8 protein-coding genes and 1 pseudogene are annotated in these 13,072 nt (G+C 42.3%); 6 read left to right on the forward strand and 3 right to left on the reverse strand.

The window, feature by feature from the left end:
* The 6 genes from WKF69_RS04565 to gldN all read left to right on the forward strand — a co-directional run.
* Positions 1 to 1,004, forward strand: a 1,004-nt coding sequence (locus tag WKF69_RS04565; RefSeq protein WP_340379865.1) for a DUF4271 domain-containing protein, incomplete at its 5' end; no start/stop codon positions are given.
* Between the two features lie 12 nt (positions 1,005 to 1,016).
* The gene (locus WKF69_RS04570) at positions 1,017 to 1,787 is read left to right on the forward strand and encodes a uroporphyrinogen-III synthase (RefSeq protein WP_340379867.1); all 771 of its coding nucleotides are present in this window, start codon (positions 1,017 to 1,019) and stop codon (positions 1,785 to 1,787) included.
* Between the two features lie 479 nt (positions 1,788 to 2,266).
* A complete protein-coding gene (locus tag WKF69_RS04575) occupies positions 2,267 to 3,586 on the forward strand; it encodes an SUMF1/EgtB/PvdO family nonheme iron enzyme (RefSeq protein ID WP_340379869.1) in 1,320 nt (439 codons plus the stop codon).
* A 37-nt stretch (positions 3,587 to 3,623) separates the two neighbouring features.
* Positions 3,624 to 4,418 carry a gliding motility protein GldL gene (gldL, locus tag WKF69_RS04580; protein WP_340379871.1) on the forward strand — a complete coding sequence of 265 codons (795 nt, stop codon included), beginning with the start codon at positions 3,624 to 3,626 and terminating at the stop codon, positions 4,416 to 4,418.
* A gap of 44 nt (positions 4,419 to 4,462) precedes the next feature.
* Entirely contained in the window at positions 4,463 to 5,995 is a 1,533-nt protein-coding gene (gldM, locus tag WKF69_RS04585) for a gliding motility protein GldM (RefSeq protein WP_340379873.1), read from the forward strand.
* A 6-nt stretch (positions 5,996 to 6,001) separates the two neighbouring features.
* Positions 6,002 to 6,868 (forward strand): gliding motility protein GldN, encoded by an 867-nt coding sequence (gene gldN / locus WKF69_RS04590; protein WP_340379875.1) that lies wholly within the window; start codon positions 6,002 to 6,004, stop codon positions 6,866 to 6,868.
* A 211-nt stretch (positions 6,869 to 7,079) separates the two neighbouring features.
* Here the strand turns inward: gldN and uvrC are convergent, their stop codons facing one another.
* From uvrC to WKF69_RS04605, 3 genes and pseudogenes are all read right to left on the reverse strand, one after another.
* Positions 7,080 to 8,879 carry an excinuclease ABC subunit UvrC gene (gene uvrC, locus WKF69_RS04595; protein WP_340379877.1) on the reverse strand — a complete coding sequence of 600 codons (1,800 nt, stop codon included), beginning with the start codon at positions 8,877 to 8,879 and terminating at the stop codon, positions 7,080 to 7,082.
* Between the two features lie 745 nt (positions 8,880 to 9,624).
* Positions 9,625 to 11,865 (reverse strand): transglycosylase domain-containing protein, encoded by a 2,241-nt coding sequence (locus WKF69_RS04600; RefSeq protein ID WP_340379879.1) that lies wholly within the window; start codon positions 11,863 to 11,865, stop codon positions 9,625 to 9,627.
* A gap of 11 nt (positions 11,866 to 11,876) precedes the next feature.
* Positions 11,877 to 13,072, reverse strand: a pseudogene (locus tag WKF69_RS04605) (hypothetical protein); the annotation flags it as partial.

Here is a 13,072-nt window from a genome sequence, read left to right on the forward strand (position 1 = left end):
CTGAATCAAAGCTTTTGGGAATGTTAAAACGGCTGCACGGAATTATACTCGTGTTATTTCTGATTAATTCGTCGGCCTGGGCCCAGGTCGATACCACTAGTACCATTGCCAGACCGACACGGGTGTACCGACCGGTTTACCGGGATTCCGCTTTTTATGCGAGAAGACAATTCTTTCGCGATTCTATAAAACATGTTCAGGATTCGTTAGCTGTTCTTTGGATTAAGACGCCGGATCCTCAGCGGCCTAATCGTTTTATTGATAGCCTGATTAAGTTATATAAGGTCGAAAATCTCGACTTCACAGGTTGGGCTTCAAAATTCCCCAGGAAAGTTAACCGGTATGATGAAGGTACACTCCGGCCAAGCGGGGAGAGCTGGATAATGGCGGTGCTATTATTTCTGGTCTTATTCTTTGCTGTGATCAAGTTCTTCTTTTCCAAAGAACTGGGCTCAATTGTACAGTCATTTTACAGCAACCAGATCCTGAGCCAGATTAACAAAGAGGATAACCTTTTTATTTCCTGGCCGTTCATATTCCTGTATCTATTGTTCGGGCTAATAGTTGGATTATATCTGTATCTGGCCAGCAAATATCTTCAGCTATCCTATCCAGTGCAGGGTTTCGAGCTCTTTTTATTACTCTCTGCCGCAGTAATTGGCTTGTTTACTATAAAGATCATTGTTTTAAGGTTACTGGGCTTTCTGTTCGATATCCGCCGCGTCGTAAAGGAGTATGTATCTATATTATATTTAAGTTACTTCAACAGCGCCCTTATCTTTCTTCCCCTTGTTATAGCTTTCAGTCTTACACCGAATAGATATGCAGGGATCTACGGATACATTGGTATAATTATGCTGATAGTTATTTTTGTTCTTCAATTTCTACGTGCAGGGATCAATATCTTATCTAATTATAGGTTTCCGAAAGTTTATTTAATTATTTACCTTTGTGCCCTCGAATTTTGCCCATTAATTATTCTTTTTAAAGCACTTAGGTTTTAAGTTTTAATAAATATGCAAGTAACATCAAATGCGAAACACAGGAAAGTCAAAAGTATTCTGGTTACGCTGCCTAAACCTGAATCCGACAAATCACCTTACTTTGATCTTGCTAAAAAGTATAATCTAAAAATAGATTTCCGGTCGTTTATTCACGTTGAAGGAGTGGCTGCAAAGGATTTCCGTAAGGAGAAAACTAATCTGGCTGATTTCACGGCGGTAATATTCACCAGCAAAAATGCTGTGGATCATTTTTTCAGGATAAGCGAAGAGATGAGGTATGATGTTCCCGCTGATATGAAGTATTTCTGTATTTCTGAAACAATAGCCTTATATCTTCAGAAGTATATTCAGTATCGTAAGCGGAAGATATTTTTTGGCAAGCAAACAGCAGCAGATCTTGCGGATGTACTAAAGAAACATCCTACCGAAAAATTCCTTTATCCTTGTTCTGATGTTGCGGCAGAGGAAACTCAAAAGTTTCTTCACGATCACGGATATGACTTCAAACCAGCGATCCTATTTCATACGGTTTGCAGCGACTTATCAGATCTTGCTGAAGTATTCTATGATGTGATTGCATTTTTTAGTCCGAGCAGCATCCATTCATTATTTATCAATTTCCCGGACTTCCAGCAAAACAATACCCGTATAGCGGCATTTGGAGCAAGTACCCACAAAGCAGCACTGGAACACGAGCTCGTACTCGACATTCCTGCTCCCACCCCACAGGCGCCAAGTATGACTATGGCGATCGAACAATATATTAAGCAAGCTAACAAATAGCAAAGCCCTTTTTTTTCGTAGATAATGAAGACGTTAAGGTAGTTAACGCAAGAATTATAATTTCAGCAACCTTTATGCCTTAGAAAACGTATCAAAGAAATATTTCTGGCAGAACGAAATACATGCTGTAATTTAACGTTCTATACCGTCTAAAATCATTGAGTAGGTGCACTTTTGAAAGTGAGAATGAGGTTGTTAAGGGCTGAGGAATTAGTTTGTGTACCTTTATTGTATACTTTTTTATTATATTCGGGTTTATTTTTACAATCACCAGGTTCATGCAAACTTCATTGCCATAAAAAGAAAACTGCCCGAAGGGATTTCATGAGGGCCTTTAGAAATATAAAAGAAAACGAATAATTATATACGGATGAAACCATCATGATTTTGCCAAAACCCGCAGGGGGAATAATTATCAATTATGATAGCCCTGCCTACCGGCAGGCAGGTTCATCACAGCTAAAAAAATAAATAAACGGATGAAAAAATTATACCTTATCGCTCTTGCAGCATTAGCTTTTATAGGCACCAGCTGCGGTAAAGGTGGGACTAATGGGGAATTGGTTGGAGTTTCAGACAAAAAATTCAAAAATAACGAGGTTCCTTATGGGATGGTATACATTCCTGCTGGTACTTTCATTATGGGCCAGACCGATCAGGATGTTACTTACGCTCAAATTTCACAGAATAAGCAGGTAACTGTTCAGGCCTTTTACATGGATGAGACAGAGATCACTAACAGTGAATATCGTCAGTTTGTAAACTGGGTCCGCGATTCAATAGCAATCACAACCTACTTATCAGATGATCCGCAATACTTCATACAACCGAAAAAACAAGACCCGAATGATGCTGGCAAGAAATACATAAACTGGAAGAAAGTTGGGAATGGAAGCGCTCTTTGGGGTGGTAAAGGAAAAGCCGGCGCTAACGCTGCTAAGCTGCAGGCTATGTATTATCAGGGAGAAGACCGGGTATTTGACCGTAATGAGCTGGATGTACGCCTTTTGAAATACAATTTTGCGATCATGAGACTGCGTGAAGCCTCTAACAGCAGATTTAATAAAGAGGCAAAGAGATCCGACTTTATCCTGAGAGATACAGTAGGCATTTACCCTGATACCCTGGTTTGGCTTTCAGATTTTGCTTACGCTCAAAATGAGCCAATGGTAAAAGGTTATTTTTCACACCCTGCTTTCGCCAACTATCCGGTTGTAGGAGTTAACTGGAGACAAGCTCGTGCATTCACAGTTTGGCGCACACGCTTTAACGAAGCGTATAAAGAAAGCCGCAGGCTTCCTAAAAGAGCAGATTATGAACTCCCTACCGAAGCTGAATTTGAATATGCAGCGCGCGGCGGACGTATTGGTACCAGCTATCCATGGGGCGGGCCTTATATCCGTAATGCTAAAGGTTGCCTGATGGCGAACTTCAAACCGGGCCGTGGTAATTACATTGATGACGGCGGACCATTTACAGTAAATGTAAAATCATACTATCCGAACGATTATGGCTTATACAATATGGCTGGAAATGTGTCGGAATGGACTTCTTCAGCCTTTGATGAGTCTGCCTCTACTTTCACACATGATATGAACCCAACTTTCAGCTACGAAGCACGTCCGGAAGATCCGGAAGTGCTAAAACGTAAGGTTGTACGTGGCGGTTCATGGAAAGATATCGGTTATTTCCTTCAGAATTCAGCGAGACAATTTGAATTCCAGGACACTTCAAAATCTTATGTCGGTTTCCGTTGTATTACTAAATACCAGGGACGCGATATCAAGGACAAAATTTAATAAAATATAATTTCTACTTATAATTCGTATATCCGTTATGGCTCAAAAGAAAAGATTCAAATTTGGTATTAACACTCTGATATCATGGGGTGCTTCAGTTGTAATTGTCGGCTTGATGTTTAAGATCCTCCACTGGAAAGGTGGAGAGATGATGATCGCTGCCGGACTGATCACAGAAGCATTATTATTTTTTGCATTAGGTTTTCAGGCAGAAACAACAGAACCCGAATGGACGAGGATTTATCCTGAGCTTGACCCTGATTTTAAAGGAGAGTTACCTACTTCTTCTGTGCAGAGCTCTTCACCTAACTCGACTGCTGCCTTGGACAAGATGTTATCGGAAGCAAAGATTGGGCCTGATCTTATTGAAAGCCTTGGAACAGGACTCCGTACTTTTGGAGATAAAGTTTCAGCAATATCTAATGTTGCCGATTCCGCGAGCGCTACTACCGAGTTAACAGCGAAAATAAAAACTGCGTCAGGAAGCTTCGACGGTCTTAACTCTGCATTTGAGAAAGCAACATCAAGCTTAAGAGAAATGGCTGATACAAATGTCGATTCAAAAGCTTATCACGATCAGGTAAACGCACTGGCTAAAAATATTTCGGCTTTAAATGCTGTGTACGAGTTGGAATTACAGGACTCAAGCGCTCATTTGAAATCAATGAATAAATTCTATTCAAATCTTTCCCTCACCATGCAAAACTTTAATGAATCAATGGAAGATTCCAAGCAGTTCAAAGAAGAAGTTGGGAAACTGGCTAAGAATCTTGCGTCTCTGAATTCTATCTACGGCAATATGCTGTCAGCTATGAATCAGCCAAGAGGCTAAACCATTATTCGTTATTTTATTCTTACAATTTTAAATAGAAATGCATGGCTGGAGGTAAACAAACCCCAAGGCAGAAAATGATCGGAATACTATACCTGGTGTTGCTTGGTTTGGTAGCATTAAATGTTAGTGATTCGATCTTAGAAGCTTTTAAAAATTTAACAGATAGTCTTAATACATCATCCCAGAATGTTCAAAGCGGGGTTGACGCCACTTATGCGTCTTTTGAAGCTACCAAGTTAAAGGACGAGCCGGCAAGAGCGAAGCCTATCTATGATAAAGCGAAGCAGGCAAGTGCGCACCTCAATGAACTGAATGTACATGTAGATGAACTTCAAAAGCTTTTCCTAACCGAGGGAGGAGGCATTAATGAGGCTACCGGTGATGTCGACGCCAGAGATAATTTAGATATTTCCCCTCGTTTGATGATCAATCAGGGCCGGGCTGCGGTGCTTAAGAAGAAGATAAATGACACCCGTACAAAGCTCCTTAGTTTGCTCGACGAAAAAGAGCGTAAAGGGATTAATTTTTCACTTCAGGCAATAGATCCTCCGGATCGTGCCGGTGTTAACAGGTCATGGGAGCAGTCTAACTTTGGAGATGGAATACCTTTGACAGCTGCTATTACTGCATTGGCAAAGATCAAAGCGGATACTAAGAACGCTGAGTCGGAAATCGTGAAGAGAATTCTTGGTAAAATGGATCAGGCGGTTGTTAACCTCGACCAGTTTTCGGCGGTTGTAGTTGCTCCAACTTCTTATTTAATACAAGGACAACCTTATACAGCTGAGGTGTTTTTAACAGCATCTGACTCAAAGTCAAGCCCGGACATCTCCGTTGGGGGATCAAGGCTTTCAGTTAAAGATGGTAAAGGTAATTACACCGTAAATACCAGTAAAGAAGGAATATTCAGCTGGTCTGGAGTTGTTCGCGTGAAGCAAACAGATGGTACAATTAAAACATATAATACACCAATTCAGAAATATCAGGTAGCCCGCCCATCTGCGGTAGTTTCTCCGGATAAGATGAATGTGTTTTATGTAGGCGTTCCTAATCCTGTTTCAGTATCAGCGCCGGGCATTCCGAAAGAAAATCTGGTAGTTAGCATGACCGGCGGAAGTATTTCCGGATCGAATGGAAAATATACTGTTACAGTTAATTCTCCCGGAACAATTGCTAAGGTTACCGTATCTGCAAATATTAACGGCAAAAACCAGAATGTAGGCACTTCAGATTTCAGGGTGAAGCGTATTCCTGATCCAATTGCGAAGTTTGGCGGTAAGAATTCGGGAACATTAAGCTCTGTAATTATCAAGAACTCCAATGCATTATTTGCCATTTTAGAAAATTTTGATTTTGATGCTAAGTTTAGGGTAACCAAATTCAGTCTTGTTATTGCAAAACCGAGGGCTGATGTTGTGGCACTAACGACTAATGGCAATACGTTTAGTTCTCAGATGCAGGCAGCAATAGCCGGGGTGATTCCCGGAACCCGGGTAATTTTTGATGATATAGTGGCCGTAGGCCCCGATGGCACTCAAAGGCTGCTTCCGGGAATGGTCTTTAAAGCAAATTAATAGGTTATGAAGAAGATAATTTTAGCTCTTATTCTATTCGCTGGCAGCCTTCAGGCTTTCGCCCAGCTGCCGAATATGAATAATGATACCGTGCCTCAAAGAGCTAAGAGGCCTCTTGACGGTTATTACGAAAAGAAAAATATTCTAAGTGCAAAGGTTTCTCCTTACGCGAATTTGAGAGAATCAGATGTGATGTTTGCCAAACGTGTATGGCGCGAAATTGATCTCAGAGAGAAAACGAACATGATCTTTGCATCACCAAAGGCAAGGCTTATCACGATACTGACAGATGCAATCGCGGAAGGCGAGCTTACAGCATATAGCGCAACTTCTACTAAAGATGATGTGAACGGCGATGAATTCTCCTCGGTATTAACGCCTGAGGCAGCGATGGCGACATTTGCTGATAGTGTGCTTGTTCCGGTATTTGACAATGATGGTAATCAAACAGGTACCACGGTTAAACCTGGCGATTTTAATCCTGACAGCATTATTAAATTCAGGATTAAGGAAGACTGGATCTTTGACAAGCAGCGCTCGGTATTTGAGCCCAGAATTATCGGGATTGCCCCGATGATTAAGATACAGGCGGCCGGACAGTCATTTGATGAGCAGCCTGCGTTTTGGATCTATTTCCCCGAAGCACGTCACCTGCTGGTAACCAAGGGAGTTGTAAACAGAGATAATGATGCAACAGGCCTTAGCTACGACGATGTATTTATGAAGCGAATTTTCTCAAGCTATATAGTGAAAGAATCCAATCCGGAAGATCTGCGTATTAAAGATTACGCTGTAGGGATAGATAAGCTGCATGAATCTGATCGCGTGAAAAAGGAGCTGATGGATTTTGAACACGATCTCTGGTCGTACTAAGATAAGCAATTTTGAATATAAGGTCCTCACTTTCGTGAGGATGGCATGCCGTTAACTCAAGGATGAGGAAGGGGGCGGCGCAGCCGCCCCCTTCCTCAATTTCCACCAATAATCTTGTCATCCTCACGACAGTGAGGACCCCCACCAAGTTCCCTGTTCCCAACAAAAGCATAAGAACATGTTTTGTCGAGTTTTAAATTTGTACCGGACACTAGCGACCAAAATATTCAGTCAACATTTGCACTTGTTTTTTATTAATTACCTGCATCAATTCTTCTACCGTAGCTTCCTTTATTTTCTTGACGGATTTAAAATGGCGTAACAGTTTTTCAGCAGTAGTTCGCCCGACACCGGGGATATTCTCCAGTTCTGTGGCCAGCGTAGCCTTATTCCGTTTACTTCTGTGAAAGGTTATCCCGAACCGGTGTGCCTCGTCTCTTAATTGCTGAATGATCTTGAGAGTCTCTGATTTCTTATCCAGGTACATAGGATATTGATCTCCCGGGTAATAGATCTCCTCGAGTCTTTTGGCAATACCTATCATCGTGACCTGCGTTTCAATTCCGAGAGTCTTAAGGCTTTTCATAGCCGAAGAGAGCTGCCCCTTTCCACCATCTATTACGATAAGCTGCGGCAATGGTTGCTGTTCTTCCAGCATCCTGCGATATCGCCGAAAAACAGCTTCTTCCATAGTCGCAAAATCATCCGGGCCCTCGACTGTTTTTACGTTGAAATGCCTGTAATCTTTTTTGGATGGCTTAGCATCTTTAAAAACCACAATCGCCGAAACCGGAAACTTCCCCTGAAAATTCGAGTTGTCAAAACATTCAATATGGCGGGGTAGCTGATTCAGGCGCAGGTCCTTCATCATCTGCGTTAGAAGCCTGTCCGTTCTTAATTCCGGATTGAGTTTTTCATACTGCTCTAATTTTTCGCGTTTAAAGAACATTACATTCTTTTGTGAAAGATCCAGCAGTTTTCTCTTTTCTCCGAGCTTCGGCACATTAACCCGCATACCTGATTCACTAAGATCGAGGTCGAACGGTACAATGATTTCTTTTGATGTACTATTAAACCTGGTCCTGAACTCGAAGATTGCTATTGTTAAAAGTTCTTCATCCGTCTCATCCAAGCGCTTTTTCATTTCAAGAGTTTGAGTTTGGATGACAGTCCCATTCATCACCTTTAGGTAATTTACGAATGCATGTTTGTCATCTGTAGCGATGCTGAAGACATCAACATCAGTGATAGAAGAGTTTACAATGGTTGATTTACTTTGGTAGCGGTCCAGCAGATCATATTTTCTTTTTAACCTATGAGATAATTCGAAGTTTAGTTCAGCAACAGAAGTATCCAGCTGGCCCTTTAGCCTCTTGATTACGACGCTTGTTTTTCCGTTAAGGATATCTTTGATCTCGCAGATATTCTGATCGTAGTCGTCATCTGTCTGGAACGCCTGACACGGCCCTTTACAATTCCCGATCTGATATTCAAGACAAACGCGAAATTTTCCAGACAGGATGTTAGGCTGTGTGAGGGGGAGACTACACGTGCGCAATGGGTAGATCTCCTTTATCATTCCCAGTATCGTGTGCATCATGCTGATTGATGCGTACGGCCCGAAATAAGTAGACCCGTCCCGGATGATCTTCCGTGTCCAGAAAATACGCGGAAAAGGCTCATTTTTAATAATGATCCAGGGGTATGTTTTGTCGTCTTTTAGGAGGATGTTATATTTAGGCTGGTGCTTTTTAATCAGGCTATTCTCAAGCAGCCAGGCATCAATTTCAGTATCGACAATGGTAAAGGTTACCCGGCTTATTTTGCTGACAAGTACTCTCGTTTTCGCGTTAATGCGATAATTATCTTTGTTGAAATAGGATGAAACGCGATTTTTTAGATTTTTTGCCTTGCCAATATATATCAGTTCATCGCTTTCCGACCAAAATTGGTATATCCCAGGTTTTGGGGGGATGTTTTTAGTCGCGAGGCGATGATCAAATTTTTCCATGCACTTTAATAAACCAGTTCCTTTATAAAATTATACACTGAATAACCACTTGAAAGCATACGAACACCCATAAAGCATACGATAAAATGATAGGAGGTTCCGGCTTTCGCCGTTATAAAGAGATACATCGAATATCTAATTAAAAGCGTGTTACACCCATAAATCTTAAGATATATTAATATGAGGTTCCTGCTTTCGACCATGTCATTAAAGTAAGCTTACACCTCTAATTTTACACACCATTATGGAGGTTCCCGCCTGCGCGGGAATGACTAACCTTTTTGGAGAATAGGAGATTCCAGCCTTCGCTGGAATCGCAGCTTGATGTTGTTCCAAAAAGCGATCTCGCCGAGGTGACACAAAAAACTTAATAACGAGACAATGAGAATTACTCAGATTCCAGCGAAGGCTGGAATCTCCCCAATACCTCGCTATGCCTTGTCATTCTGGCGAAGGCCAGAACCTCCCGTCCGTTATCTAATGACATTGGGCTTTCCCCGGGATCTTAGTGCTTTACAGCTGCACATTTTTTCAAATATCGCTTCTCACATATGACTCAGATTCCGGCCCCCGAGCCGGAATCTCCCCTAATTTAACACCCACTTTGTCATTCCGGCGAAAGCCGGAATCTCCAGTAAATCATAACTTAAATCATTTTCTCACGTGAGTCGAACCTGATTCTATTTAACAGCTTTCCAATCCTATTTTACTTTCACGACGAAGCCTGCCTGCGGTAGGCAGGCAATCAAAACCCCAATTTTTTATCGAGCTCGGTCGTCTCCCCAGATTGCTGTTTAGAATAGACGCCGCAATCCAGGGTTGTGGTAACACCTCCTTTAGGGACAGGAAAATCTCCTTTAGTGTACTTAAGTGTCTGGTCGGCATATACTTTCTGCATGTACAATCCAAAAATAGGCAATGCTGTGTTAGCGCCTTCCCCAAATTCGGTTGAAGAGAAATGTATCGCTCTATCTTCAGCACCAGTCCACACACCCGTAACCAGCTGTGGCGTGATCCCCATAAACCATCCATCCGAATTATTATTTGTCGTCCCGGTTTTTCCGCCTATTGGATTGTTCAGTTTATATTTCCAACCTAATCTAACTCCTGTACCTTCCCTGATAACAGCCTTTAACATATCAGTCATAACATAGGCCGTTTGTTCGTCCATTACCACTTTAATTCGAGGCTTGCGCTCATAAATGACGTTACCATTTTTATCCTCAATGCGAAGCAGATAGATTGGTTCCGTCCAGATGCCATGATTAACAAACACAGAATAGGCCCCCACCATATCATACACCGAGGCTTCAAACGAACCCAAAGCTATCGATGGAAATGCAGGTACGGGGCTGGTAATGCCCATGTTTTTAGCAAGAGTTGACACTGCCGTGGCTCCAACTTGGCTCATCAGGAACATTGTGGAGTTATTTTGAGAATGAGCCAGGGCTTTTTTCAAAGTCAGTGGTCCCGGTAAAGACTTGTATGACCTGGGAGTATAGGTTGTACCATCACCGGCATTGATACTAACAGGGAGATTGTCAACCATATAGCATGGAGAAAACCCCCCGTTTCCTATAGCAACAGCATAAGTGAATGGCTTAGCGGTTGATCCAACCTGCCTGGTACCAACCTTTACCTGGTCATATTTGAAATGGTTGAAATCAATACCGCCCACCCAGGCACGTACATAACCGCTTTGAGGTTCCATCGACATCACAGCATTACGTAATAGCAATTTGTAATACTTAATTGAGTCAATAGGCTTCATCATGGTATCTATTTCTCCACGCCAGCTAAATATGGTCATCTTAGCCGGTGTCCTGAAATTTTCAAGAATATCTTCTTCCGTTTTACCTTCGTCTTTAAGAGCGCGGTAACGGTCAGAACGTCTCATTCCCTGGTCTATCAGCCCTTTGGCTTCTTTAAAGTCAAAAGGATCACGTCCTTTCCACGAATTTTTGAAGCTTACCTGAAGCGTTTTCATATACTCCGTTTGCGCCTCCTCAGCGTAATGCTGCATACGCGAATTTAGGGTGGTATATATTTTCAATCCATCCCGGTCAAGATCGTATGGAGTGTTATCGGATTTAAAGATTGAGTTCTCCGCAAGTGTAGCCTGCACATCTTTTTTAAGCACAGCACGGAAATAAGCCGCCGAACCGTCAGCATGATCTGTCGGATTAAAGGCAAGGCCGAGTGGCAACTGCTTTAGTCGACCAGCTTCTTCATCGCTGATATAACTGGCCTTATTCATATTCTCCAGCACGGTATTCCGGCGCAATAATGCGCGCTCAGGATTTCTATGCGGATTATAGTAAGATGGACCTTTAAGCATCCCGATAAGGATTGCCGCCTGATGAGGCTTTAACTTGTCGGGTGTGGTGCTAAAATAGGTTCTCGCTGCTGATTTGATACCATAAGTATTGTAAGAACCAAAATCGACGGTGTTCAAATACATGGTAAGGATCTCTTCTTTCGTATACTGGCGTTCGAGCTTCACGGCAACAATAAGTTCCTGTGATTTTTGGATCAGTCTTTTAAGGAAGCTTCTAGATCTGCCTTCCTCAGAAAACAAGTTCAATGCAAGCTGCTGCGTGATAGTACTGGCTCCCTGCCTTTTCCCGATAAGGTTATAAAATATGATGGTGAATGTCCGTTTAAAGTCTATTCCTGAGTGATTGTAAAACCGGATATCTTCAGTAGCGATTAAGGCATTGATTACATTTGGCGAGATCTCATCATATCGTACGTTTGTCCGGTTTTGAACATAGTATGTTCCGAGCACCACATTGTCGTCTGAAATAACTTCCGAAGCCTGATTGCTTTTGGGATTTTCAAGCGCACGAAGATCTGGCAGTGTTCCAAATAACCCAAGTCCGATGCTAAAGATCAGGATAGCGCCGAATGCAATTATCCCGATAATCCATTTCCAGAACCGGATTGTATAGCGATTTAAGTCCTGCTGCGTCAGTTGGGTATTCATATTTGGACTCATTAGTAGGTGCTTTTGTAAAACTCGATGTACTGGTCCAGGGTAGCCCTGTCAGTTATCTTATCCAGGTTTTGCTGGTTTATAAAAAAGGTATTGTATCTGGCAACTGGTACCTTCATGATCTCTTTCATCATCGGATTGATGCTGTTAAAATAAACCTGAGCGGATGCCCGCCCTTCGAACGGCCCGACAAATATAAGCTGGTTTTGCCTATTCACAGTCTTTAACTGATGTTTAATACCAGCCTGTGGCAAATTAATCCGGTTGAACTGGCCAATACCGAAGCGGGAGGAACTCAAATTCACAGAAGGGTCCGAGACATTTATCACGAAGTAAAACAATGCAGCATCTTCCTTTACGAAAAACGAACTTTCTACCACTGGGACGTTAACTGTTGGGTTTGGTGTTACAGGGGTTTTGTCAGGTCGAGTCTCGGGAATATTATTGGATACCACCACTGTTACCGGCTGGTTAACGGGTTCCTGAACAAACCTATCCCTATTCGGATCATTATCCACCAGGGCTACAATACGCTCGCTTAATTGCGCCCGGTTCGAATTAATATATAGAAGATGCTCTTTCACGAGGGGCACAATCAATTTATCATCAGGGTATGCGATAATCAGCTCTTTGAACGCTGTCTCCAAGGCTGGAAGCTTTTGAGTACGGCCGACAGCCAGAGCCCGGATATAATCAAGCTGAGCAGGTACGGGGCGGCCAGTAAATGACTGTCCATACCTGCTTATATGTGAAAGGACCTCATCATATTTTTTTCCGGAATAGAGATCATACGCATCATTGTAAAAGCGGTTGAATGCAATCTCCTGCTCGTCTGACCTCTGATTATATTGCGGGTCTAAGATTATCTTCGCAAAAGGAGATTCGGGAAAATCTTTAAGCAAGATATTCTTGAATTCTTCTGAGCGCTGCGGATTGGCCCTGATATTAAGTCGGTATAGATTATAATATATAGCCAGCTTGTTAGAGCTCTCCGGGAAACGGGTAAGAAGCTTTTGGTACGTGTTCAAAGCTTCCATTGTATCAAGTGAAACATCACGGTAGTAATTGCCGATGTCAAAATACGCAGCAGCAATCTTCTGGTCCGAAGCTAGCCTTTGCTCAGCAGATAAGGGCATGCCCTCGATGAACGTGCGTCTAATTGTTTCAATATTGGAAGCGGTTGGATCGGGGACCGGCT

It is taken from the genome of Daejeonella sp., assembly GCF_037719425.1.
GTDB lineage: Bacteria > Bacteroidota > Bacteroidia > Sphingobacteriales > Sphingobacteriaceae > Daejeonella.

Excerpts from the sequence above, each read along its gene's own strand:
- WKF69_RS04575 (WP_340379869.1), top strand. The coding sequence starts at position 2,267 with ATGAAAAAATTATACCTTATCGCTCTTGCAGCATTAGCTTTTATAGGC.
- gldL (WP_340379871.1), top strand. The coding sequence starts at position 3,624 with ATGGCTCAAAAGAAAAGATTCAAATTTGGTATTAACACTCTGATATCA.
- uvrC (WP_340379877.1), bottom strand. The coding sequence starts at position 8,879 with ATGGAAAAATTTGATCATCGCCTCGCGACTAAAAACATCCCCCCAAAA.
- WKF69_RS04600 (WP_340379879.1), bottom strand. The coding sequence starts at position 11,865 with ATGAATACCCAACTGACGCAGCAGGACTTAAATCGCTATACAATCCGG.
- gldN (WP_340379875.1), top strand. The coding sequence starts at position 6,002 with ATGAAGAAGATAATTTTAGCTCTTATTCTATTCGCTGGCAGCCTTCAG.
- gldM (WP_340379873.1), top strand. The coding sequence starts at position 4,463 with ATGGCTGGAGGTAAACAAACCCCAAGGCAGAAAATGATCGGAATACTA.
- WKF69_RS04570 (WP_340379867.1), top strand. The coding sequence starts at position 1,017 with ATGCAAGTAACATCAAATGCGAAACACAGGAAAGTCAAAAGTATTCTG.